The organism is Providencia sp. JGM181, assembly GCF_018257375.1.
Lineage (GTDB): Bacteria > Pseudomonadota > Gammaproteobacteria > Enterobacterales > Enterobacteriaceae > Providencia > Providencia lanzhouensis.
Genome location: NZ_JAERJY010000003.1, coordinates 51,389 through 76,201 on the forward strand (window position 1 = coordinate 51,389; position 24,813 = coordinate 76,201).

Annotated in this window: 27 protein-coding genes; 15 read left to right on the plus strand and 12 right to left on the minus strand. The window is 44.3% G+C overall.

Annotated features, from left to right (window positions below):
- Nucleotides 1-41: 41 nt before the first annotated feature.
- The 11 genes from kdsD to rnk all read left to right on the plus strand — a co-directional run bounded on the left by kdsD (nt 42) and on the right by rnk (nt 7,806).
- Nucleotides 42-1,010, plus strand: a complete 969-nt coding sequence (gene kdsD / locus JK188_RS01125; RefSeq protein WP_036956114.1) for an arabinose-5-phosphate isomerase KdsD — start codon at nt 42-44, stop codon at nt 1,008-1,010.
- Between the two features lie 27 nt (nt 1,011-1,037).
- The gene (kdsC, locus tag JK188_RS01130) at nt 1,038-1,598 is read left to right on the plus strand and encodes a 3-deoxy-manno-octulosonate-8-phosphatase KdsC (protein WP_036956113.1); all 561 of its coding nucleotides are present in this window, start codon (nt 1,038-1,040) and stop codon (nt 1,596-1,598) included.
- Nucleotides 1,599-1,614: 16 nt separating this feature from the next.
- Complete coding sequence (gene lptC / locus JK188_RS01135) at nt 1,615-2,208, plus strand: LPS export ABC transporter periplasmic protein LptC (protein ID WP_154603452.1); 594 nt, start codon at nt 1,615-1,617, stop codon at nt 2,206-2,208.
- Complete coding sequence (lptA, locus tag JK188_RS01140) at nt 2,192-2,749, plus strand: lipopolysaccharide ABC transporter substrate-binding protein LptA (protein WP_036956111.1); 558 nt, start codon at nt 2,192-2,194, stop codon at nt 2,747-2,749. The genes lptC and lptA overlap by 17 nt, the downstream gene beginning before the upstream one ends.
- A 5-nt stretch (nt 2,750-2,754) precedes the next feature.
- Nucleotides 2,755-3,480, plus strand: coding sequence for an LPS export ABC transporter ATP-binding protein (gene lptB / locus JK188_RS01145; protein ID WP_036956110.1), 726 nt, complete (start codon nt 2,755-2,757; stop codon nt 3,478-3,480).
- A 98-nt stretch (nt 3,481-3,578) separates the two neighbouring features.
- Nucleotides 3,579-5,024 (plus strand): RNA polymerase factor sigma-54, encoded by a 1,446-nt coding sequence (gene rpoN / locus JK188_RS01150; RefSeq protein ID WP_036956109.1) that lies wholly within the window; start codon nt 3,579-3,581, stop codon nt 5,022-5,024.
- 23 nt (nt 5,025-5,047) lie between these two features.
- The gene (gene hpf, locus JK188_RS01155) at nt 5,048-5,335 is read left to right on the plus strand and encodes a ribosome hibernation promoting factor (protein WP_036956108.1); all 288 of its coding nucleotides are present in this window, start codon (nt 5,048-5,050) and stop codon (nt 5,333-5,335) included.
- Nucleotides 5,336-5,423: 88 nt separating this feature from the next.
- Nucleotides 5,424-5,891: a PTS IIA-like nitrogen regulatory protein PtsN gene (gene ptsN, locus JK188_RS01160; RefSeq protein ID WP_132496594.1), complete on the plus strand. Its 468-nt coding sequence runs from the start codon at nt 5,424-5,426 to the stop codon at nt 5,889-5,891.
- A gap of 180 nt (nt 5,892-6,071) precedes the next feature.
- A complete protein-coding gene (gene rapZ / locus JK188_RS01165) occupies nt 6,072-6,926 on the plus strand; it encodes an RNase adapter RapZ (RefSeq protein WP_036956106.1) in 855 nt (284 codons plus the stop codon).
- Complete coding sequence (gene npr / locus JK188_RS01170; protein ID WP_036956105.1) at nt 6,923-7,195, plus strand: PTS phosphocarrier protein NPr; 273 nt, start codon at nt 6,923-6,925, stop codon at nt 7,193-7,195. Before rapZ ends, npr begins: the two co-directional genes overlap by 4 nt.
- 200 nt (nt 7,196-7,395) lie before the next feature.
- The gene (rnk, locus tag JK188_RS01175; protein ID WP_006659086.1) at nt 7,396-7,806 is read left to right on the plus strand and encodes a nucleoside diphosphate kinase regulator; all 411 of its coding nucleotides are present in this window, start codon (nt 7,396-7,398) and stop codon (nt 7,804-7,806) included.
- A gap of 134 nt (nt 7,807-7,940) precedes the next feature.
- On the opposite strand, the gene pmbA is transcribed toward rnk, so the two are convergent.
- On the minus strand, nt 7,941-9,281 hold the full coding sequence (gene pmbA, locus JK188_RS01180) for a metalloprotease PmbA (protein ID WP_036956103.1): 1,341 nt from the start codon (nt 9,279-9,281) through the stop codon (nt 7,941-7,943).
- 183 nt (nt 9,282-9,464) lie between these two features.
- Between pmbA and yjgA the strand changes: the two genes are divergently transcribed.
- The 3 genes from yjgA (at nt 9,465) to JK188_RS01195 (ending at nt 10,717) form a co-directional block, all read left to right on the plus strand.
- Nucleotides 9,465-10,010 carry a ribosome biogenesis factor YjgA gene (gene yjgA, locus JK188_RS01185; RefSeq protein ID WP_036956102.1) on the plus strand — a complete coding sequence of 182 codons (546 nt, stop codon included), beginning with the start codon at nt 9,465-9,467 and terminating at the stop codon, nt 10,008-10,010.
- A gap of 156 nt (nt 10,011-10,166) precedes the next feature.
- The gene (locus tag JK188_RS17920; protein WP_211887361.1) at nt 10,167-10,400 is read left to right on the plus strand and encodes a hypothetical protein; all 234 of its coding nucleotides are present in this window, start codon (nt 10,167-10,169) and stop codon (nt 10,398-10,400) included.
- The gene (locus tag JK188_RS01195; RefSeq protein ID WP_036956099.1) at nt 10,397-10,717 is read left to right on the plus strand and encodes a low molecular weight protein tyrosine phosphatase family protein; all 321 of its coding nucleotides are present in this window, start codon (nt 10,397-10,399) and stop codon (nt 10,715-10,717) included. Before JK188_RS17920 ends, JK188_RS01195 begins: the two co-directional genes overlap by 4 nt.
- Nucleotides 10,718-10,770: 53 nt before the next feature.
- Here the strand turns inward: JK188_RS01195 and JK188_RS01200 are convergent, their stop codons facing one another.
- The 11 genes from JK188_RS01200 to JK188_RS01250 form a co-directional block, all read right to left on the minus strand.
- A complete protein-coding gene (locus tag JK188_RS01200; RefSeq protein WP_211887360.1) occupies nt 10,771-11,334 on the minus strand; it encodes an RBBP9/YdeN family alpha/beta hydrolase in 564 nt (187 codons plus the stop codon).
- A gap of 64 nt (nt 11,335-11,398) precedes the next feature.
- Nucleotides 11,399-11,704 carry a barstar family protein gene (locus JK188_RS01205; RefSeq protein ID WP_211887359.1) on the minus strand — a complete coding sequence of 102 codons (306 nt, stop codon included), beginning with the start codon at nt 11,702-11,704 and terminating at the stop codon, nt 11,399-11,401.
- A 13-nt stretch (nt 11,705-11,717) separates the two neighbouring features.
- Complete coding sequence (locus tag JK188_RS01210; protein ID WP_211887357.1) at nt 11,718-12,239, minus strand: ribonuclease domain-containing protein; 522 nt, start codon at nt 12,237-12,239, stop codon at nt 11,718-11,720.
- Nucleotides 12,240-12,332: 93 nt separating this feature from the next.
- The gene (tldD, locus tag JK188_RS01215) at nt 12,333-13,778 is read right to left on the minus strand and encodes a metalloprotease TldD (RefSeq protein ID WP_211887356.1); all 1,446 of its coding nucleotides are present in this window, start codon (nt 13,776-13,778) and stop codon (nt 12,333-12,335) included.
- A 20-nt stretch (nt 13,779-13,798) separates the two neighbouring features.
- Nucleotides 13,799-14,638 carry a deaminated glutathione amidase gene (gene nit1 / locus JK188_RS01220; RefSeq protein WP_211887354.1) on the minus strand — a complete coding sequence of 280 codons (840 nt, stop codon included), beginning with the start codon at nt 14,636-14,638 and terminating at the stop codon, nt 13,799-13,801.
- Entirely contained in the window at nt 14,638-18,435 is a 3,798-nt protein-coding gene (gene yhdP, locus JK188_RS01225; protein ID WP_211887352.1) for an AsmA2 domain-containing protein YhdP, read from the minus strand. The genes nit1 and yhdP overlap by 1 nt, the downstream gene beginning before the upstream one ends.
- A 23-nt stretch (nt 18,436-18,458) precedes the next feature.
- Nucleotides 18,459-19,928 (minus strand): ribonuclease G, encoded by a 1,470-nt coding sequence (gene rng / locus JK188_RS01230; RefSeq protein ID WP_036956090.1) that lies wholly within the window; start codon nt 19,926-19,928, stop codon nt 18,459-18,461.
- On the minus strand, nt 19,925-20,512 hold the full coding sequence (locus JK188_RS01235; RefSeq protein WP_211887351.1) for a Maf family protein: 588 nt from the start codon (nt 20,510-20,512) through the stop codon (nt 19,925-19,927). The genes rng and JK188_RS01235 overlap by 4 nt, the downstream gene beginning before the upstream one ends.
- Nucleotides 20,513-20,548: 36 nt before the next feature.
- A complete protein-coding gene (gene mreD, locus JK188_RS01240; protein WP_211887350.1) occupies nt 20,549-21,037 on the minus strand; it encodes a rod shape-determining protein MreD in 489 nt (162 codons plus the stop codon).
- Nucleotides 21,038-21,085: 48 nt separating this feature from the next.
- A complete protein-coding gene (mreC, locus tag JK188_RS01245; protein WP_154603468.1) occupies nt 21,086-22,063 on the minus strand; it encodes a rod shape-determining protein MreC in 978 nt (325 codons plus the stop codon).
- Nucleotides 22,064-22,150: 87 nt separating this feature from the next.
- The gene (locus JK188_RS01250) at nt 22,151-23,194 is read right to left on the minus strand and encodes a rod shape-determining protein (protein ID WP_006662897.1); all 1,044 of its coding nucleotides are present in this window, start codon (nt 23,192-23,194) and stop codon (nt 22,151-22,153) included.
- Nucleotides 23,195-23,809: 615 nt separating this feature from the next.
- On the opposite strand from JK188_RS01250, the gene acuI reads away from it, so the two are divergent.
- Nucleotides 23,810-24,790: an acrylyl-CoA reductase (NADPH) gene (acuI, locus tag JK188_RS01255; RefSeq protein ID WP_211887349.1), complete on the plus strand. Its 981-nt coding sequence runs from the start codon at nt 23,810-23,812 to the stop codon at nt 24,788-24,790.
- Nucleotides 24,791-24,813: the final 23 nt, after the last annotated feature.

Sequence of the window (24,813 nt, forward strand, 5' to 3'; positions counted from 1 at the left end):
CGACACTTTTGATTCACCCGAAAACACACATGGAATTAGACATGTCAAATATCGATTTTCAGAAAGTAGGTAAAGAAGTTCTCCATATCGAACGCGAAGGTCTGAAAAACCTAGAACAATATATTAATCATGACTTTGACCTTGCTTGCCAGCAAATTTTTGCTTGTCAGGGAAAAGTGGTCGTTATGGGGATGGGGAAATCAGGGCATATTGGACGGAAAATTGCGGCGACGCTTGCCAGCACAGGAACGCCTTCATTTTTCGTGCACCCTGGAGAAGCTAGCCATGGCGATTTAGGGATGATCTCCAATAAAGACGTTGTATTAGCGATTTCGAACTCTGGTGAATCAGGAGAGATCTTAGCCCTTCTGCCAGTGTTAAAGCGTATCAAAGTCCCACTGATCTGCATGACCAATAACCCAGACAGTAACATGGGCAAATATGCAGATATCCATTTATGCATAAAAGTGCCGCAAGAAGCCTGCCCACTAGGTTTGGCACCAACAACAAGTACCACGGCAACATTAGTGATGGGCGATGCGTTAGCCATTGCATTATTAACCGCCCGCGGCTTCACCGCAGACGATTTTGCGCTATCTCATCCAGGGGGCGCACTTGGGCGCAAACTTTTACTCTTAGTTCGTGATTTAATGAGTACCGGTGACGATGTCCCTCATATTCCGAAAAGTGCCACATTACGCGAAGCCCTTGTGGAAATTACCCGTAAAAAGCTGGGTATGACCGTCATTTGTGATGACGATATGAATATTCAAGGGATATTCACGGATGGGGATTTGCGCCGTATTTTTGATATGGGCATCGACCTTAATAATGCCAAAATTGCCGATTTAATGACGCCGGGCGGTATTCGAGTCGCGCCAGGTATGCTAGCTGTTGAAGCGCTGAACCTGATGCAATCTCGCCATGTCACGTCGTTATTAGTGGCAGATGGCGACCAATTAGTGGGTGTTCTCCATATGCACGACCTACTGCAAGCGGGTGTGGTATAAGTCGAAAGTATACATAAAGGAAATAGAATGAACCCTAATTATCAGAATACTTGCTATGGGTCTGTAGCAAATTCTGTGATAGAAAAAGCGACCAAAATTAAACTGCTTATCTGTGATGTCGATGGCGTGATGTCCGACGGTTTAATTTATATGGGGAATAATGGCGAAGAATTAAAAGCCTTTAATGTCCGCGATGGGTATGGCATTCGCTGCCTATTAACCTCAGGTATCGAAGTCGCTATTATCACCGGACGCAAAGCTAAATTGCTGGAAGACAGAGCCCAAACGTTAGGTATTACATATCTTTACCAAGGACAAAGCGATAAGCTTTTGGCGTATCGCGAACTGTTAGATAAACTACAACTAACAGAAGAGCAAACAGCTTACATTGGTGATGACCTCATTGACTGGCCCGTGATGGCAAAAGTTGGGTTATCCGTTGCGGTTGCTGATGCACACCCTTTGTTATTACCTAAAGCAGACTATGTAACACATATTGGTGGCGGAAAAGGGGCAGTACGTGAACTCTGCGACCTGATTCTGTTATCCCAAAATAAACTGGAAGAAGCTAAAGGCTTGTCGATTTAAAGAACAGATATCATTCATGAGCAACGCAAAAAAGTGGTTAATCATTGTTTTATCCCTCATTGTACTGGGGCTAATTGGTTGGAACTTTTCGGTTTACGATGACTCCAAACCATTAACAACCGAAATCAATGACGGGAAACCTAATTATCAAACTGATGATTCGGTAACTTTCGTCTATAATCCTGCGGGCGATTTAGCCTATAAACTCGCCGCGAGCAAAGTTGATAATTATACCGATGGGAAAATCACGTGGTTTACCAATCCGGTATTAACCACTTATAACGATGCGGGTACGCCGACTTGGACGGTGAAATCCATTAAGGCAAGATTAACCAAAGAGCGTGTGCTCTACCTGTATAGCGATGTTCAAGTTGACAGTTTGACTCCTGAGCCTCAAATCCAGCGCATTACCACAGATAATGCGGTGGTCAATCTAGTCACACAAGATGTTTCATCTGACGATAAAGTTACCATTATCGGACACGGGCTAAATTCAACGGGCTTAAAAATGAAGGGGAACCTTCGTACAAGAACCGCTGAATTAATTGAAGATGTTAAAACTCACTATGAGTTACAACCAAAAGAGCAACACAATGAATCAAGTAACTAAGAAAAGTTTTATTCAAGGGGCTATTGCAAGTGCAATTTTGGCTCTTAGCCTACCGGCAATGGCACTGAAAACAGATACCCAACAACCGATGACCATTAATTCGGTTAAGCAATCTCTTGATTTAGAAAAAAATATCACCACATTTACTGATGACGTTGTTATCAAGCAAGGTTCCATTGATATTCGTGCCAACAAAGTTGTTGTGACTCGCCCAAGCAGCGATTCCGATAAAATCGTCATTGAAGCATTTGGTACGCCAGTGACTTTCTTCCAGTTACAAGACGATGGCAAACCAATTAAAGGTCACGCATCCAAAGCACGTTATGAAGTTGATCAGCAGCTGGTGACATTAACGGGTGATGCCTACCTTGAGCAGCTCGATAGTAATATCAAAGGCGATAAGATCACTTACGTCGTTCCAACGCAAAAAATGGAAGCGTTCAGCGATAAAGGCAAGCGCGTAACAACTGTCTTATTACCAGCCCAGTTACAAGAGAAAGGCCCAGCAGCGCAGGGTTCATCAACAAGTAAGAGTAAATAATTGTTATGGCAACACTAACCGCAGAGAATCTGGCGAAATCCTATAAAAAACGCAGCGTAGTCACTGACGTCAGCCTGGAAGTGAAATCAGGGGAAATCGTCGGTCTCTTAGGCCCTAACGGTGCGGGTAAAACGACCACTTTTTATATGGTAGTCGGCATTGTTCAGCGGGATGCTGGTAAAATTTTAATTGATGGTGAGGATATTAGCTTACTTCCTCTGCATGAGCGCGCTCGTCGTGGCATTGGCTATCTTCCTCAAGAAGCATCTATTTTCCGCCGCCTCAGTGTGTATGATAACCTGATGGCCGTGTTAGAAATTCGCCCTGACTTAACCTCAGAACAGCGCAAAGAGCGCGCTGAAGAGCTGATGGAGGAGTTCAGTATTACTCACCTGCGTGATAGCGTAGGTCAGTCACTGTCCGGTGGTGAGCGTCGTCGAGTAGAAATTGCACGCGCCCTCGCTGCTAATCCAAAATTTATCCTGTTAGATGAGCCGTTTGCAGGGGTTGACCCGATTTCCGTTTTGGATATCAAAAAAATCATCCAACACTTGCGTGACTATGGGCTTGGCGTGTTAATCACCGACCATAACGTCCGCGAAACTCTCGATGTTTGCGAGCGTGCTTACATTGTCAGCCAAGGGCACTTGATTGCTCACGGCTCACCAGAGATGATCCTTGAAAACGAGCAAGTGAAACGTGTTTATTTGGGTGAAGGCTTTAGACTGTAGTTTGTAGACTGTAGTTTGTAGACTGTCGTTTGTAGTATTGCCTTGTTGGTTGTCATGACATTGGTTGTGTAAGTGGTAATGGAGAATAAAGCACATTCATGAAGCAAAGTTTGCAGCTCAGAATCAGTCAACAACTTGCAATGACACCTCAATTGCAACAGGCCATCCGCCTGTTGCAGTTATCCACACTTGAGCTTCAACAAGAAATTCAACTCGCACTTGAAACCAACCCTCTGCTTGAACAAGAAGAGTCATCCTCTGAGCAAGAGAACTTAGATAACCTAGGCAACGACACTGACAGCAGCGAAATCGATACCAAAGATGCCCTTGAAAACGCGGATATGCCCGATGAGCTTCCACTAGATGCTGATTGGGATGAAATCTATACAGCAGGTACCCCGTCGGGCACTAGCAACGACTACAGCTTCGATGAACTTCCTGTTTACCAAGGGGAAACTACCCAAACACTGCAAGATTATCTAATCTGGCAAGCGGATCTCACCCCGTTTACCGATACCGATCGCGCGATTGCGACTTCGATTATCGATTCAATTGATGATTCAGGCTATCTAACAAGCTCAATCAGTGAGATCCACGAAGGGATTGATGACCCCGATATCACCTTAGAAGAAGTCGTTGCCGTTTTAAAACGTATCCAGCATTTTGACCCATTAGGCGTGGCAGCTCAGGATCTCAAAGAGTGTTTGTTGATCCAGCTCTCTTTATACCCAAAAGAGACAATTGGTCTGCAAGAAGCTAGACTGATTATTAGCAATCATATTGATTTACTGGCAAATCGTGATTTTCGGCAACTGAGCAAACTGACCCGCTTAAAAGAAGATGCGCTGAAAACAGCAATTGACCTGATCCTTACGCTGAATCCCAAGCCAGGGCAGTCAATCAATACGGGTGAATCGGAATATGTTATTCCCGATGTGCTGGTGAAAAAAGTCGGTGGGCACTGGCAAGTTGAGTTAAATACAGATAGCATCCCTAAGTTAAGCATCAATAATCATTATGCTTCAATGGCAAATGATTCAGCCAGCGAAAGTGACACGCAATATATTCGCAGTCACTTGCAGGATGCGAAATGGCTGATTAAAAGCTTAGAGAGCCGCCATGAAACATTACTTAAAGTGGCGACCTGTATTGTTGAGCAACAACAAGAATTTTTTGAGTTAGGCGAAGAGTATATGAAACCAATGATTTTGGCAGACATTGCCTATCAGGTGGACATGCATGAATCGACTATCTCCCGTGTGACAACTCAAAAATTTCTGCATAGTCCACGAGGCATTTTTGAGTTGAAGTATTTTTTCTCCAGTCACGTCAGCACGGACACCGGAGGAGAAGCCTCCTCCACTGCGATTCGTGCGCTGGTGAAGAAGCTGGTTGCTGCGGAAAACCCAGCAAAACCATTGAGTGACAGTAAATTGACGAGTATGCTGGCAGAGCAAGGTATACAAGTTGCTCGTCGAACTGTTGCTAAGTATCGTGAGTCATTATCTATTCCGCCATCAAATCAACGTAAACAGTTGGTTTAACCCAATAATATAAGGAAGATTGTATGGAATTTCAGATTACTGGACACAATATTGAAGTTACACCGGCATTGCGCGAAACGGTTGAGAAAAAACTCAAGAAATTAGAGCAATTGTTTGATCGTATTAACAGTATCCAAGTTGTTCTGAAAGTGGAAAAAGTTCAGCAAATTGCTGAAGCCACCCTGCAACTCAACGGCGCAGAAATTCACGCATCAGCGGAAGACGACGATATGTACGCGGCACTTGATTTACTCCTTGATAAGCTGTCACGCCAATTAACCAAACATAAAGAAAAACTGAGACAACACTAATACATTTAGCCAGTCGTTGACTGATTAATGTTCTGAACCAGATGGTGGCATACATCATCTGGTTTTGTAGTCCTAAGTGAATAATAAAATGAATAGTGATATAGAAATCCAATTAAGCGATGTTTTATCCGCCAGTTGCACACGTAATAATTTAGTTTGCACCAGTAAGAAGAGAGCATTAGAAATTATTAGTGAGTTAGCGGCCGCCGAGTTGGGATTGCCGGAAAATACGGTATTTGAAGCGTTACTAACCAGAGAAAAAGTTGGCACCACGGGTATTGGTGGTGGAATTGCAATCCCTCATGGCAAACTCAATGAAGGCGAAAGTGCACGCGCCGCTGGCGTATTTTTGCATTTAGAAGAGCCCATTGCGTTTGATGCGATTGATAACCAACCTGTTGATCTGCTTTTTGCATTACTTGTTCCATCGGATCAATGTAAAACTCACTTACATACGTTGTCTCTTATCGCTAAAAAATTAGCGGATAAAGCGTTCTGTAAGCGTCTGCGTAGTGCGCAAAGTGACGAAGAGTTATACCAGATCATCATTGAGTAAGTAATAACTGATATGTGTTGATGCCAGCCTAATGATATTGTTATGATTTCTTTCATTCGGCATCGTAAAACACCGCAAAATGCAAAATAGTCAGACGTGTTTGATCAATTAGAAATGTGTGATCAGTGAGAAATCGATCATTAAGATATAAATCCTTAAGAGACAGAAGGGAGTTAGCTCATGGTGCTGATGATTGTCAGCGGCCGTTCCGGTTCGGGAAAATCCGTTGCCCTACGCGCGCTGGAAGATATGGGTTTCTATTGTGTGGATAACCTGCCGGTAGTCTTACTGCCGGAATTGGCTAATTCACTTGCCGATCGCAATATTTCTGCGGCCGTGAGCATTGACGTGCGTAATATGCCCGACAATCCAGAAGTGTTTGAAGAAGCGATTGATAAACTGCCATCAACCTTCTCGCCACAACTGCTATTTCTGGATGCAGATCGCAACACATTAATTCGTCGTTACAGTGATACTCGTCGATTACACCCACTTTCAAGTAAAAATTTATCCTTAGAAAGTGCCATCGACGAAGAAAACGAGCTATTAGAACCGCTACGCTCCCGCGCTGACTTGGTCATTGATACCTCAGAAATGTCAGTGCACGAATTAGCGGAAATGCTCAGAACCCGCTTAATGGGCAAACGCGAGCGTGAGCTGACCATGGTGTTTGAGTCCTTCGGTTTCAAACACGGTATTCCCATTGATGCTGACTACGTTTTCGACGTGCGCTTTTTACCAAACCCACACTGGGATCCAAAACTGCGTCCAATGACCGGTTTAGATCGTCCCGTTGCGGCCTTCTTGGACAGACACACAGAAGTTCATAACTTTATTTACCAGACTCGTAGTTACTTAGAGTTATGGTTGCCGATGTTAGAAACCAATAACCGCAGCTACCTCACCGTCGCCATCGGCTGTACGGGAGGAAAACACCGTTCGGTGTACGTGGCAGAACAGCTGGCTGATTATTTCCGTTCCCGAGGGAAAAACGTCCAGTCACGCCACAGAACGTTGGAAAAACGCAAGCAATGACCGTCAAAGCAACGATTACGCTGAAAAACCGTCTTGGTATGCATGCCAGACCAGCAATGCTTCTCTATGATTTAGTTAAACAATTTAACTCTAGAGTCATTTTAAAAAATGACAGTCAAATTGAGGCCGAGGCGGATAGCGTTATTGCGATGTTGATGTTAGACTCGGAACAAGGCAGTAAAATTGATATCGAGGTTAGCGGACCCGATGAAGATTTGGCGTTATCCGCAATCATTAAACTGTTTGAAAGTGGATTTGACGAAGAGTAGCCCAACTCATTGCGTCATTACATCTTAGCGAACAGAGCGATATACATGGTTTTACACGCATAGGCACCGAGTTCGTGATCCCGATCTCTTCCCTTTAACGCCTATAGCGCCTAATATTTTACATAATCTATTTTCTAGCAAACACCCCCTGCCTTCTGGGTGGGGGGTGTTTGCTTTGTACGTCCCTATTGGAGTGTGGTATGACAAAGCCAACAATTATTATCAATGATTTAGATGCAGAACGCTTAGATGCCCTGATGGAGCAAGCCGCTTATGCGGGTACGCCTGTTGCTGAAGCACTAAACGACGAATTAGATCGCGCAGATATCGTCTCTCCACAAGAGATCCCTGCGGATGTGGTTACAATGAACAGCACTGTTCGTTTCTTAGATTTAATCAGTAACGAAGAGCGCACACGCACACTGGTTTATCCTGCCTCTCTCAAAGATAGTGCAGAACAACTGTCCGTGATGGCGCCAATCGGTGCAGCGTTATTAGGTTTACATGTTAACGACGAAATTAGCTGGGCACTACCAAATGGCGTAGAAACCCGTGTTCGTGTGTTAGAGATTGTTTATCAACCTGAAGCGGCTGGCGAGTTCCATCGCTAGTTGCGATGATCTACAAGAGAAAGAAGACTAGCCGAAAAAAGTTTCCATCAAGAAACTGTCGTTAGTCTTCAGGCGGTATTCAGGCACTCATTGAGTGCCTTTTTGCTATTTAGCGCTTATTGTTCAACTAGAACTTACTGCCCTGCAATACTCATTTCAGGGATCAACACAGAACCGCACTGAATATTACTGCGCGTTTCGATGTCATCGGCGATAGTCACCATATTCATCCACATATCCTTCAAATTACCCGCAATGGTAATCTCGCTCACCGGATACTGAATTTCGCCATTTTCTACCCAAAAACCGGATGCACCGCGGGAATAATCCCCCGTAATTCCACTCACACCCTGTCCCATCAGCTCAGTGACCACTAAGCCTGTTCCCATTTGCTTTAACAAAGCATCAAAAGATAAGCCTTGTCCTTCAATGCGCCAGTTATGAATTCCACCCGCATGACCTGTGCTTTGCAGACCCAGCTTACGCGCAGAATAACTGGTCATCAGCCAAGTTTGCAGAACGCCATTTTCCACAATATTGCGCTCAGTAGTACGCACACCTTCACTGTCAAATGGGGATGAGGCTAAGCCGCCCATTAAATGTGGCTGCTCATTAATAGTTAACCAGCTTGGTAAAATTTGTTTGCCAAGGCTATCCATTAAGAATGATGATTTACGATAAATGCTGCTGCCACTGATAGCACCGACTAAATGACCAAATAACCCCGTCGCCACTTCTGAGGCAAAAATTACAGGTGCTTTCATAGTCGGTAATTTACGTGGTGATAAACGCGATAATGTACGACGAGCACACTCTTGCCCTACCCACTCAGGGGATTTTAATGCCTGCATGCTGCGTGCGATGGTATACGCATAATCGCGCTCCATTTCGCCATTTTGCTCAGCGATAACGCAGCTCGACATCGAATAACGGCTAGAACTGTAGCTCTTTAATAGACCTAGAGAGTTACCAAAGACACGGATACCATAGTGTCCATTGAAGCTACCGCCTTCCGTATTCACAATACGTGAATCTGCATTTAATGCGGTCATTTCCGCAATTGATGCCAGCTTGATGGCTTCCTCAGGGGAAAGCTCTGTAGCTTGGAATAGGTTTAAATCCGGCGCATCAAATGCCAGTAATGATTTGTCAGCAGGGCCTGCACACGGGTCTTCAGAAGTATAAGACGCAATATCAATCGCGGCTTGAACTGTACGCTCAATGGCTTCGTCGCTTAAATCTGTTGAAGATGCACTGCCTTTGCGCTGTTTATGGTAAACCGTGATCCCGAGCGCCCCATCACTGTTAAATTCCACATTCTCCACATCACCTTGGCGCGTGCTCACGCTAATGCCGGTGCTTTTATTGACTGCAACTTCAGCGCCATCACAACGGCTTTTGGCGAATTCCAATGCGTGGGCGACGGCTTGTTCTAATTGTTTACGTTGTTCGGCAACTTGTTCAGTAACACTCATGCATTTTGTCCAATAAAGAGGGGAAAAGTGATTTTCTACCTCGACATATCAATGTCAGGTAGTCATAAGGGGGTTTTCCCAGTTACAATAGAGTTAATCTATAAATGTTAACACTCACAACGCCGTAAATCATGCTAATTACTCGTAATTGCACGGCGGCGTTTAGTAAAAAGGAAAATCCCTATGGCCAAACAGCCTGAAGATTGGCTGGATGATATCCCAGCGCCCCAAGATGATGAGGACGATGAGATTATTTGGGTCAGCAAAAGCGAAATTAAACGCGATGCCGAGATCCTCAAAAAACTGGGGGCGGAACTTGTTGATTTAAGTAAAAGCGAGCTTGAGCGCATCCCATTAGACACGCAATTACTTGAAGCTATCGAATTAGCGCAAAAAATTAAGCGTGAAGGTCGTCGTCGTCAATTACAGCTTATTGGTAAACTGCTACGTTCCCGTGAGGTTGAACCGATCACTGAAGCCCTTGATAAGCTGAAAAACCGCCATAACCAGCAAGTTGTTATTTTGCACAAGCTGGAAGATCTGCGTAACCGTTTATTAGCCGATGGCGATGAAGTCATTGAAGAAGTCGTTGCGCTATTCCCACAAACCGATCGCCAGCAACTGCGAGCACTAGTCCGCAACGCGAAGAAAGAGCGTGATGGAAATAAACCACCAAAAGCATTCCGCCAGATTTTCCAATATCTGAAAGAACTTTCTGATAGCAACTAATCATCTATTCCCCTATACCCACAGTGGTTTAGGGGAGTATTCTTAAAAACCCACCCCATTGTTGCTTGCGATACCAAATCGCACTATCATCTTCAACGTCATATTTTGACCCGTATTATCGCGGCTGCTGAACCACGATAAATTAATGAGGCAAATATGGATAACACCCGAAATAGAGCTTGGCGTCGAGCCAAAGATCGTATTAACAAATCACGCGACAATTTAAATTCACAAGAAACCCAATGTTTTACTCCAGAAAAAAACTGGAAGTATTTGTACCTTCGAAGTGAAAAATTGGCTCGTGCCACACAACTAGGCATTGATTATCCTCAAGTGAGTAACGCGTTACTAGCGCGACGTAGCCTTGAAGATATGCAAAATGACAAATGAACCTTTTATTCATCTGCAGTCGAAATCAATGGCGTAGCCCTACCGCTGAACAGATCTGGCGCAATCACCCGCGCTGGGTAACTCGTTCAGCGGGAACTAGCCGCAATGCCAAACGCCCCATCAATGTCAATCTCATTCGCTGGGCGGATGTTATTTTTGTGATGGAGCTGAAACATAAAAATCGGCTCATAGCCGATTTTTCTCGTTTACTTGAACATAAGCCCATCCATGTACTAGATATTCCCGACGACTACCTATATATGGATCCTGAGCTGATTCAACTATTTGAATCCTCTGTGCCGAGTTATCTAAAGTAAATAAATTCAAAATATTCAAATCCCCCTATGTGGTAAAAACATAGGGGGATTTTTTAATACCAAAATCGTAGAAGATTGAGTAATGCAGGAAGTCGAGTATAACCTTCTCTATCAAGAAAATGCCCAGCACTTTCCACCATCGTGACAGAGGTTTTTAATGCTTTTGCTAACTCAATTGAAGCATCAGGATCCACGACCCAATCATTGGAAGAGATAATCGAAGCTCGCTTATCCGTTATGCCAATCAGCTTATTATAATTCAATGAAAACTGAGTATGGTCAGCCAACTCAGACAACGAATCCAGCGAGCGATCAAACCCAGAAACTAGCACATAGCCGCCAATTTTAGCCCCTTCTGGTGCATTATTTTCCAGAAAGCGTAATACCGTAATGCACCCTAAACTGTGCCCAACTAAAATCGTATTTTCATCAAACTGAATATTGGCATCAAGTAAACATTTCTGCCATTTTTGCGGATCAGGAGAATTTGATTCTGGTAATGCAGGTACATCAACCGTCGCCCCTACCGCTTCTAATTCATCTTTTAACCAGTTAAACCAATTATCATTCGGTGATGCTGTATAACCATGAACAATGATAACTTTTTTACCGTCCACTTAATCGTCCTCAATATTAATCGCCACAAAAAATGGCTAAACGCAGAATCATTGCGCAAATCTATCATGGGGTTTGTGAAGCATCATTCTCATTATTCGTAATATCTATGAGAAAAATAAACGCTTCGTCCAGCTCTTCTTCTGCTTCATTCATCAATTCAATCACCGATGAAAATTGCGTACGCTGAGCCGCCTTTAAATGACTAAAAATCAGCGTAACGGGCAACTCTATTTCCCCAGTAATCACATCCCATAACCCATCGAGATTATGACCAAACCATTTAGGAAGCGAGAACTGTTGCTGAAATTGCCGATAAAATTCCTCAAGGCTATCTATTTCACGAAAATCAAAAACGACGGTCTTGCTCATCGCTATCCCCCAATCATTTAACTTGTTGGAACGTTTTATAATGGTCTGTACTAACGAAGATCATTCCATCAGAGGAATAGAGTAGACGGTCTGCACCACGATGCCCGCAACGATAATTTATATCAGCTTCAAACCACTGGCGCCCATCAGCAATAGGTAAACCTTTTTCACGGTTAGAAAAACGGTCGCCACCGATGGCTCTACCAGGTAAAACTTCACATAAATTCCCTTTTTTAGCATCCCAACCCGCTTCTCTTGCCTGTTTTTTCGTCATGTAAAATGCAGGGAGCTTTTGGTATTTTTCCATAAAACTGACCACATTATTCTGAGCGGTCAGCTGATCAATCGTTTTTGGCGTCTCACGCGGAGTTATCGCTTCGCGGGAAGGCGGTGTGCTTTGTGTACTTGATGTAGTTTGCGTGGTTGATGATGCTCCAGAAGACGGTTCTGGTGCGCCCTGCTCGCCACCTTTAAAGTACAGGCTAATCGCAATCAAAATTGCCATTAACACTAAAGAAATAATACGCTTATTCATAACACCTCAATTATTTTTGCTGTGCGGATAAATAATCGCCCCAGTCACATCCGTAACTAGGGCGAATAAATAAAAGACTATCTTAACGTGTGATTACGCGGTGCCACCCACGGTCATTTTATCGAGTTTCAGTGTTGGTTGCCCCACACCCACTGGCACGCTTTGCCCTTCTTTACCACAAACGCCCACGCCTTTATCCAGCGCAAGGTCATTACCTACCATGGAGATCTGCTGCATAGCTTCTACGCCAGAACCAATTAAGGTCGCGCCCTTTACTGGCGAGGTAATTTTACCATTTTCAATTAAGTAAGCTTCTGAGGTTGAAAATACAAATTTACCCGATGTGATATCCACCTGACCACCACCAAAATTTGGTGCATACAACCCTTTTTCAACACTGGCAATAATCTCTTCCGGTGTTGATTCACCCGCTAACATATAGGTATTTGTCATGCGAGGCATTGGTAAATGAGCGTAAGATTCACGGCGCGCATTCCCAGTTGGTGCCACACCCATTAAACGCGCGTTATGCTTATCTTGAATGTAGTTACGTAGAATTCCATTCTCAATCAACACATTGTACTGACCCGGAACCCCTTCATCATCAATCGCTAATGAACCGCGACGCCCCGCAATGGTTCCATCATCCACCACAGTACACAGGGAAGATGCGACTTGCTCGCCCATTTTTCCTGAGAAAACAGAGGTGCCACGACGGTTAAAGTCACCTTCTAGACCATGACCCACCGCTTCGTGGAGTAGAACGCCCGGCCAACCTGCTCCTAATACTACAGGCATCATGCCAGCAGGAGCGGCAACTGCCGATAAGTTGACTAACGCCATGCGTACCGCTTCACGGGCATACTGCTCCGCGACTACTTGCCCTTGATGGATTTCGAGGAAATATTCATAACCATAACGACCACCGCCACCACTTGCTCCGCGTTCACGTTTGCCATCATGTTCCACCAGCACACTCACCGATAAACGTACCAGTGGGCGAATATCCGTTGCTAATGTGCCATCGGTGGCAGCGACTAACACTTGTTCGTACACACCTGTTAAGCTGGCATTCACTTCAATTACGCGAGGATCTTCAGCGCGCGCTACTTGGTCAACGCGATGCAGCAATTCAATTTTCTGCTCACGTGGTAAGCTACGCAAAGGATCCGCTTCAGAATAGAGTTTTTTGTAGTCTACATTGGTTAAAATCTGTGACTTTCCAGAGCCTTGCTCAGTGACGATACTACGAGCTGCCGTGGCACTTTGAGTTAATGCTAGCAGTGAAATTTGGTCAGCATAGGCAAAACCCGTTTTTTCACCCGTAATCGCTCGAACCCCAACACCTTGGTCAATATTGTAGGAACCATCTTTAATAATTCGGTCTTCTAAAACCCATGATTCATGGTAGCTAGACTGAAAAAACAGATCCCCATAATCAACACGGCGCTCAGATAGCAGCCCTAAAATATCATACAGATTATCTTGACCAAGACCGTTGGCAGCCAGCAAATGTTCGCTGACAGAAGCTAAACTCATATTCGTTACTCTTATTTAGTTTATTTTTTAATCAATGATGTTAATTGTGGTCTAAAGCGGTTATGTTTCACCACTCGGATCTGTTCACGCATCACTTTTAAGCTGTCTGGCTGGACATTCACGACCAACGCGGAAACAGCATCCACATTCTTTTTCATCACCTTACCCCAGCCATCTACGGCGAGAGTATGTCCCCATGTACGACGCGTACCATGCACCCCAACTTGCGCTGGCGCTAAAACATAGCACTGATTTTCAATCGCACGGGCTCTTAACAGTGGCTCCCAGTGAGCTTGCCCAGTATAACGAGTAAACGCCGCAGGGACGGAAATAATCTCTGCACCTTGTTCACGTAATGCTTGGAATAAGCCAGGGAAACGTAAATCATAACAAATGGTTAAACCTAAGCGACCTACTGGCGTATCAACCACAGTCAGGTGCTCACCACGTTGATAAATAACCGATTCGTTATACTCGCCTTGTTCATCTTCGATGTTCACATCGAACATATGAATTTTATCGTAACGCGCAGTGATATTCCCTTTCGCATCAAACAGCAAGCTACTGCTGGTAATTCGTTCAGGATCTTCACGGCTAATCAATGGCATTGACCCAATCAGGATCCACACATTGTAACGGATAGCCATCCCACGGATAGCGTCTTGTAATGGGCCATTACCTTCTGCTTCAGCCTGTTTACGATAGGTTGCAGCATCAGCAAATAGCAATGCATTTTCAGGAGTAAGAACTAACTGCACGGTATCAGGCAACTGTTTAATTTGCTGCTCTATCTGTGCCAAGTTGTGTTTTGTATTCTTACCACTACATAACTGCAAAAGTGCAACATTACCCGTTTTCATTACTCTTGAGTCTCCTTAAGCTGACGTAGTACTTCATCAATTTTAGGTTCATCCAAACTACCGCTTACACGATAGCGAATAACCGAAATTTTACTCCACAACGGACCAAGGACTTTCGATGCCGCAAATACTGCCGCGCCCGCAAACGGGTTAATCACGAATGCGGTGGCTACACCTACTGTAGCAGAAATTTCAGGGGTAATGACCGCTTCCGCATTAATTTGGCGCTTAACAAGGTCAATATCCCCATTCAAGGCAATATCCGCGACTAATCCATCAATATAAAGATCCTTCGAGGTTAGAATACCTTGATTGATGACCGCATTGCCTTTAATCGAATCAAAGTTAAAGTCATTACTGAACGTATCCCGGAAATCTAACTGAAGCTTGCGCAATAATGCATCAAAACTGACTAAACGTAATAACTGCCCAGCACGCCCGCCCCCCATATGAGCAATCGCGCCTTTCCCTAATTTCGCTGACATTTTCCCATTCAGCGTGGCAACCTCAGGCTCCCAAGGAACCTGCGACCAATTCAGGTCAAATTCAATCGAATACGGGGAGTCGATAATTGGTACCAAGACACCAAAATAAGCAGCAGTTTCATCGAACGCCTCGCCAGTAAGCGAGCCTGCAATCTCAGTTTTATTACCATCATTACTGCGCCATAAAGCGTCTAGCTTTAACTCACTGGCACTGTTTTTCAGTGAACCACCAGTTAATTTCAAAGTGTGCTGCCCCACTGGCGTGACTTTCGCCGTGATTTCGCCCAGTTTTTGCCCACTCACCCAACACTCGGTACAATGGATATTCACTTTAGGCCACTGGCTAAAGTCGAATACTTCCGATGGAGAGGTTTTTTCGCTTGAAGTCAGTGAACCTTCAGGATTGTAATACAGGTATTCAATATCTAACGCCCATGGCTGCTGCTTCCAAATCTGTAGCTGCCCTTTTAGGTTTGCACTTTCTACATTGATTTGCTGTTCATCACGGTATAAATCATAAGAGAAGCTCAAATCTTTCCAACGCTGTCCAGCCAAATAAACGGATGGCGCTTTAACCTCAAGGGTATCCGGGTAGCCAATTTGCCCCACATGCTCGCTGGCAGAAGAAGATAAAAAGCCACTCGCTAATTTCTCCCAATTGACATCCTCTACGGCTGGTAAATCAACTAAGATGGTCGAGCTATTTGGTAATGCAGGAACCTGATTACTCCACGGGGCAATGTGAGCTTTTTGTAATTTCAATGGAGAGCTGGTGAGCGACCACTGAGAATTAAAACCAAGACGCTGACCAATATCACCACCTACCGTTAATTGTTCCGTCGTGCCTTTCGCTTGAATATTTATCTTACCAAGCTGTTGCAGTAGTTCGGTATTCAGCGCAGGTAGCTGGCTTTTTAGCTTATTTAACCCTGCGGCTACCTCAATCTGTAAGCCTGTCGCTTGCTTGGATGATTCTGGTAACGTGATATGAATTTGGCTTTTCCAATCACTCACGCCAGAGACTTTCCCTTTGATATCACTTGGCAGCATGGGAACTTTATTGAGCTCCCAATTTCCGCCAAGGTTAATATCCACCAAATAATCTTTCGGGCGCGTTAATGTCGTGAAATCCAAAGAAACTGGCTGTTCTAACCATTGCCCTGTGATGTTATCACTGACTAAATCCCCATTGGTAAATTTGAAGCTGCCAGTCAATCCGTGCAATGTGCTATCGATTGGCCGTACAAACACATTATTCTTATTAAGATTGATCTGCCCTTTCGCGACAACATCTTTTCCAGCCGATAATGGAATGGCGAGATTAAGCTTACCGGTTACGGTGCCATCAATTTGTAGCTCATCCAGCGTATCGCCAAGGGAATGTTTGAGTGGTGTATGGGTAAAATATTGTTGGATCTGTTTGCCCGTTCCACTCACTCCCGCATCGATATATAACATTTCATCGAAGTAATCATGAATTACTGCATCGAGATTTTCTGCCGTTGCATCCCCTAATTTCACCGAGTCCGTATGCATCGCTAAACTTGCGCGGCTAAAGTCTAAATCGAGGTTTAAATCCAGTAATGCAGGCCATTGGTCATCGTATTCGAATGTGCCATCACGCAGCGGCACATACACTTGGAACTGCCCGTCATTTTTATAGTAAGGATAATGTGCGGGGTCGCCTTTATACACCAACGTCGCATTGTCTACATGTCCAGCAATGATCGCTTTGGTCAGATAATCCGCTAGCTCCTGTCCCATCAGCTTTTGAGGGAAATAGCGCCAAGCTTCCCCTGCATCATCGGTGCTGATCCCCGCTAAAATAGCCAAATCGGCAATATCATGCTGCTTCGCTTTCGCATAGCTAAAGTCGCCATTAGCTTTGACGGCCTTAGCTTGCAAATTCACACCGGAACTCCACAATTTGAATTCGCTGCTGTTATTAATCCAATTTAATTTACCGCTGGCGTTACTAATCTCAAAAGGTGCTTTAAATTCATCGCGATAGTCTACGATGCTATCTTTAAGCGAAAATGAGAGGATCCCTTGTTGAGCACCGCCAATAAGTACCCCGGAAAAATGGTTTACAGAAGGAAGCTCTTTCCATTTTTTCCAGCTAACATCCTGCCAGTCCATACTGATTTGCGTATGGTCCTCAGTGTCTTGCGTTAGGTCGAGAGCAAATTCCGAGACTAATCCCGTCGGTTGACGATGCTGCCAATCTTGCACTAATTCTGGCGTAACAAACGAAAATGTCGGCAAGACTTCACTTAGACGTTCTAGCTCAATATTTTTTGCGCGAATGCGCCAATGATCTTTATTTTGATATTTTGCCGATGAAGGCAAATACAGAACGGAGACGCTCCCTTGCGGCCAGATGTATTCATTAGTTTTCAGGGTATCTAGCTCAGGAATATTAAACAGCCAACCGTTGCCTTGGCGCTTCATGCGCACCAGTAAATCATTCACTTGAAGATTTTGCGACAGAGGCTCTTCCCCCCAGTTCGCTTCACCTTGACGTAGCTGGATCAGACCATTATCTATACGATTATTCTTGAGGGTGATCCACGATGATAAACTGAAGTTGGCGTCTCGCAGACCCGTGTTATCCCGTAACCACTTGCTGAGCCAAGGCTGCATATCAATATTATCAGCCTGCAAATAGAACATGCCGTCACTGAGTACGCCGTTTTTATCCGACACATCCAGCTTCACTTGCAGATAACTATTTTGCTTATTTAGTGTTTCAAGGCTAACGAAACCTTGGGCTCGGTGGCGGGCATCTTGGTTAAGCCATGAAAGTTCAGGCAACAGTAACGTCATCTTTTGGTCTGATGGCGTCAAAAATGTCACTTGGCTATCTTTTAAAATAAAATGGTCAAACTGCCGTAAAAACAGGTCATCTACGCCATCATAGTTCGTGGTTTCATCTTCCGCTCCATCAAAACTCAGCGGGACTTTATAATCCACATTCAGTTGATAAAACGTCAAATCACGAAAACGCCAACGCAAAGATAATAGCGAATTCCAAATATCTAATTCGATGGTGATTTTGTTAACTTGTATATCGGTTATTGGATTTTTGGCAACAACATCGGAAATGATAAGCTCGGGACCATAATAGCGCCAAGCTCCTTCAATCTGACCAATATCCAGTGAGATATCACTGTGATTTTCAACGTAGGTGATAATTTCTTGGCGATAATTATCGATATTGGGTAATAGAAAACGCAAACTGGTGAGTACCAACGCACACAGCAACAATACGGCAGCGGTTGTCACGAGTACGATACGTGGCAGTCGTTTCACCAGTTTCTCCTTCAAGCAGAATGCTACATCATGACAACATCAAAGCGTTCTTGGCTATATAACGGCTCAATCTGCACTTTAACTTGTTTCCCTACAAAGATTTCAACTTCCGCTAATGCGTGAGATTCATCCCCGGTCAACACATCCACCACTGCTTTTGATGCATACACTAAAAATCTATCAGCATCGATTGTGCGGTGAACTCTCACGATTTCACGCAAAATTTCATAACATACAGTTTCAACCGATTTTACCGTACCACGACCTTGGCAAGTTGGACAGGTATCGCACAGCACATGCTCCAAGCTTTCACGGGTTCTTTTACGTGTCATCTCAACTAATCCTAGCTGAGAGAATCCATTAATGGTGGTTTTTACCTTATCTTTACTTAAAGCTTGTTCAAGTGAGGCTAACACACGGCGGCGATGTTCTACATCAGACATATCGATAAAATCGATGATAATAATACCACCGAGATTTCTTAATCGTAATTGGCGTGCAATGGCTTGAGTCGCTTCAACGTTGGTATTAAAGATAGTTTCTTCTAAATTGCGGTGACCAACAAATGCGCCCGTATTGATATCGATGGTGGTCATCGCTTCAGTTTGGTCAATGATCAGATACCCGCCCGATTTCAATTCAACCTTTCTGTCCATCGCGCGTTGAATTTCATTTTCCACATCGAACAAGTCAAAAATAGGTTGATTGCCTTGGTATAGCTCAAGCTTCGCCGTCATTTCCGGCACATATTCCGCAATAAACTCTTCTAACTGCGTGTAGGTTAAACGAGAATCCACACGAATACGGTCGAGGGATGCGCCAGCGAAGTCTCGAATAATACGGTATGCCAATGAAAGCTCACCATAAATTTTAGTACGCGTAACATTACGTTTTTTGCGTTCAATCACTTTCGCCCATAAGCGTTTTAAAAATGCGGCATCCTGTTTAACATCCTCTTCAGCCACACCTTCTGCGGCGGTACGAATGATAAACCCGCCGTTTTCATCGCAATATTGTGCGACGCACTCTTTTAAACGCTCTCTTTCTTCTTCACTATCAATACGCTGAGACACGCCAACATGGGAAGCTCCCGGCATGAAAACCAAGTAACGCGAAGGCAACGTAATGTCTGTGGTGAGTCTTGCGCCTTTGGTGCCGAGTGGATCTTTAACCACTTGGACAATTAAATCTTGCCCTTGCTTCACCAGCTCAGCGATATCTCTAACATGAAAGTTTTTCTGCTCGTCACCCGCAATACATTCGGTGTGAGGCATAATGTCCGAGGCGTGTAAAAAGGCTGCTTTATCCAGACCAATATCAACAAAGGCCGCCTGCATACCAGGTAAAACGCGGCTCACACGACCTTTGTAGATATTCCCTACTAGCCCTCTTTTCGCCTCTCTTTCAACATGTATTTCTTGTAAGATCCCACCATCAATATAAGCTACGCGCGTTTCAGATGGTGTTACGTTTACTAATAGTTCCGTAGTCATGAATTCCCCTTCCCATCACCTAACGCTAAAAATCGTTGTATTAATTCTTCTGTTTCGACCAATGGTAAGCCCACCACTGCATGATAGCTGCCATTTATGCGCCGAATAAAACGTCCACCGAAACCTTGGATACCGTAAGCACCGGCTTTATCCATTGGCTCGCCAGATTGTATATAATCCTGTATTTCCAGCAAAGATAACTCGCGGAATGTCACATCTGTCGTAATCAATGAGGTTAGAGTCTCATGCTTGTTCGACACAGCAATGGCGGTCATTACCTGATGCGTTTTACCAGAAAGGTCACTGAGGATTTGCTGAGCATGGGCAGCATCTCGCGGTTTTTCTAATATTTTACCGTCAAGAACTACAATAGTGTCTGCGCCCAAAACTGGATGATCTGCCGGGGCAATTGCCACGCCTGCTCGGGATTTATCTCGCGCTAAGCGCTGGACATACGCCTGAGGCGATTCCCCTTCTTGCCATTTTTCTTCCACTTCGGGACGCAAGATTTCAAAGGAATAACCTAGCAGTTGGACTAATTCACGTCGTCTCGGTGAACCTGATGCAAGATAAATTAAGCTCATAAATTGTCATTCCAGTTATCATCAACGGCCACAATCTTAACATACTGAAAATTGGCGGCGAATTTTTCGTAACAGTAAAAATAACCATGGCCACAGAATACCATTCACCAAACTATTCCAGAATACTTGTGGGTGGAATAAGACTTGTGAGGAAAGGAATTCTGCCCAGAAAACAGCAAGGTCTTGCACCACCGTTAATGCAACAATAATCAAAGCTTGCTGCCACAGTGCCATGTTACGTAAAAGCTGATGCTTGTATGCCACGAGATAACAAATGATGCTGAAGGAGAGCGCATGTACGCCCAGAGCTGATCCTTGAATAGAATCGACAATAATTCCTAAGATAAAACTGGTACCCACACTGACGCGATGCGGTAATGCCATTACCCAGTATATTAAAATCAGCAGTAACCATGATGGTCGGTAAAATGCCAATTGCTCAGGCCATGGCATTACCTGCAAAATCAGTGCAATAACAAAAGATAGCCAGATAATGATGCGCCCATTACCGCGATACTCATCCATTATGACTTCCTCTCCACCCTTTCATCATACCGTTTCCCTCACTCTATCTTATGGCTGAGGTTGAGGCTGTGCAGGTTGCATGGACGGTGGTAATGGTGGTCCTTGAATTTCGCTTGGTGTTGGTAACACCTGCGGCAACACTTTCATTAAACGCTCATTTGCAGCTCGGTAAACATCGGATGGTTGTAATGGGGTTTTCGGATCACTTTCATTGCCCCACAGCAGGAGTAAATAACGTAGACGTTGTAACTCAGCGCTTGGTCTTGCAGAGATGATAGTATAGGCACGTTGAGTATCATGCTTCACCGCTGAAACAACCGCGACAGGATACCCTTCAGGGAATCGTCCACCTAAGCCCGAAGTCACTAACACATCACCAACACGAATATCCGTATTTCCAGGAAGTGGCTCTAATTGCAGGTCATCCGCACATCCTGAGCCCGCAGCAATAACACGGATATCATTACGTAAGACTTGCACAGGTAATGCATGGGCAGTATCGCAAATCAATAAAACGCGGCTATTAAAATTACTGGTACCAACAACCTGACCTACCACACCTTTATCGCTAATAACTGGCTGGCCTTCATAAACGCCGTCATTACTGCCTTTATCTATCACGACTTGGTCGCGATAAGGCGTATTCGCACCTGAAATGACTTGCGTCACCATCATGTGTTCATCTTGGCGTAATGGGGAACCTAACAGTTCGCGTAAACGGGCATTTTCTTGTTTGAGTTGCTCAAGCAGCAAGTTATCCGCTTTTTTTAATAATAGCTCTTGGCGTAGGGCTTTATTCTCAAACTGGAGCTGATCCCGCGTTGAAAGGGTGTCAGAGATATTATCAAGGAATTGACGTGGTCCGTTAGCTAAAAAATAGAATGGGCTAACCGCCGTGTCTAAATAATTACGGATTTTATTGAAAGGCTCAAATCGATGGTCAATCACCACCAGCACCAATGCAATTATCACTGCAATAAAAATGCGTAACTGTAGGGAAGGACCTCGCCTAAAAATTGGCTTCATGTATGGCTAAGTTTCGCTAATGGTCGGAGAATAAAAAAATAGTCAAAGTGACTGGAGCTAAAAAACTTCAGTCACTTATGGCGTGATTTAGTCTTCGCTAAACAGGTCACCGCCGTGCATGTCAATCATCTCTAACGCTTTACCGCCGCCACGAGCAACGCAGGTTAAAGGATCTTCAGCAACGATGACCGGAATGCCAGTCTCTTCCATTAATAAACGATCTAAATTACGCAGAAGAGCACCACCACCCGTTAATACCATACCGCGTTCTGAGATATCAGACGCTAATTCTGGTGGGCACTGTTCTAACGCTAACATTACCGCACTCACGATACCGGTCAGAGGCTCTTGTAATGCTTCTAAAATTTCGTTGGAGTTCATTTTGAATCCGCGTGGCACACCTTCAGCCAAGTTACGACCGCGAACCTCAATTTCATAAACTTCATCAGTTGGGAAAGCAGAACCGATACCGTGCTTGATACGCTCAGCCGTTGCTTCACCAATTAAGGAACCATAATTACGACGCACATAGTTGATGATTGACTCGTCAAAACGGTCACCACCAATGCGGACAGAAGAAGAGTAAACTACCCCGTTCAGGGAGATAACAGCCACTTCAGTGGTACCACCACCGATATCGACAACCATGGAACCTGTCGCTTCAGAAACAGGTAAACCAGCACCGATTGCCGCTGCCATTGGCTCTTCAATTAAGAAAACTTCGCGGGCGCCTGCGCTTAATGCAGATTCACGGATAGCTTTACGCTCAACTTGAGTTGCACCAACAGGCACACAGACTAAAACACGAGGGCTTGGACGCAGGAAGCTGTTGCTATGAACTTGCTTGATAAAGTGTTGTAACATTTTTTCAGTTAAGAAAAAGTCTGCAATCACACCATCTTTCATTGGTCGAATTGCGGAAATGTTACCCGGTGTACGCCCCAGCATCTGTTTCGCTTCACCACCAACCGCAGCAACGCTTTTTGGCGAGCCCGCGCGATCCTGACGAATTGCAACTACAGAGGGTTCATTTAATTTGACGCCTTGTCCTTTGACATAAATGAGGGTATTGGCCGTACCCAAGTCAATCGACAGGTCATTAGAAAACATGCCACGAAATTTTTTAAACATAACGAAAGGATTATCCTGCAAGCTGGGGACGAATAAAAACCCGTCTACTCTACCAACCACTTGAAGCTGCCTCAAGGCGTAAATCAATCACTTCATAAATATGGTTAATTCATCTATTTTCACATACTAAAATCGTACATGCTTCTATAACAAAACGAAGCAGATAAAAACCCCGAAAATCACCCTTAATTCAAACGCCTTTGAAATTTTTCATCATTCGCGCACGAAAAATGGACAGCCCTCTGGTTGTTATATACTCCATCTTTGCGTTCTTCCCAGTGTGACAAGCGATTATGTCTACAAGTTCAAATAAATTTTTTATATTTTAATTATTGCTATACATCTAGCTTTTTAACAACAAAATAAGTGAACTTAAATTTCGCTGATTCTATTATCAACTTTAAATTAAGCCATAACCATGTCGACACGCTGATGTATTAGTCAGAGTAGGACATTTTGCATGATAAAAGCCTAGTTATGCCAGAAAAAAATGCATTTTTACAAATTAATTACATAAGTAATAGCTTGAATACCATTCTGGCGTCAATGAAAACGATTTTACCTGTGTGTAAATTAAAAAAAACACTTATTTAATCAAAAAATTAGGGGTGGATCATGAAAGCGCTCGTTTTACAGCAACAAGGCGATAAAGTCGTCCCAGAAATCCTCAATGTACCTACAGAGTCATTACCCGCTGGCGATGTCATCGTCGATATTCACTGGTCGACAATTAACTATAAAGATGCGCTAGCTATTAATGGAAAAGCCGGCGTTGTCCGTCAATATCCAATGGTACCTGGAATTGACTTCTCAGGCATCGTTCATCACAGTGAGGATCCCCGTTTTCATATTGGCCAACACGTACTATTAACAGGATGGGGAGTTGGAGAAACACACTGGGGTGGGCTCGCCACACAAGCGAAAGTTCCCGCCGATTATTTAACGCCTCTTCCTGAAGCATTATCACTGAAGCATGCCATGACCATCGGCACCGCTGGATTTACCGCCATGTTGTGCGTAAACGCCCTTGAAGATGCAGGGATCACCCCAGAAAGTGGCGAAATTGTTGTGAGCGGCGCTAGTGGCGGTGTCGGTAGTGTCGCCACCCAATTGCTCTCTTTATTAGGCTATCAAGTTGTGGCTATTTCAGGTCGCACAGAAAATCACGACTACTTACTGAAAATTGGTGCGAAAAGCGTGCTACCTCGTAGTGAATTTACTCATCCAGCCAAACCGCTGGATAAGCAGCGTTGGGCTGGCGCTATCGACACGGTTGGTGGTGACGTGCTGGCCAATATCTTGGCGCAAGTGAATTATAATGGTGCGGTTGCGGCCTGTGGGCTGGCTGGCGGGTTCTCACTACCAACAACAGTCATGCCATTTATTTTGCGTAATATCCGTCTGCAAGGGGTCGATTCCGTTTACTACCCTGCGGCAAAACGCCAAAAAGTGTGGGAACGCTTAGCGCAACTTTTGCCTGATGCGTTTTATGAGCAAGTTAGCAGCGAGATTTCATTAGAAGAGTGTGTCGAACACGCAAAAAAACTCTTAAAAAACGAAGTCACTGGGCGTACCCTAGTAAACCTTCAAAATTAAATCATCAACACGCGTGATTGTGT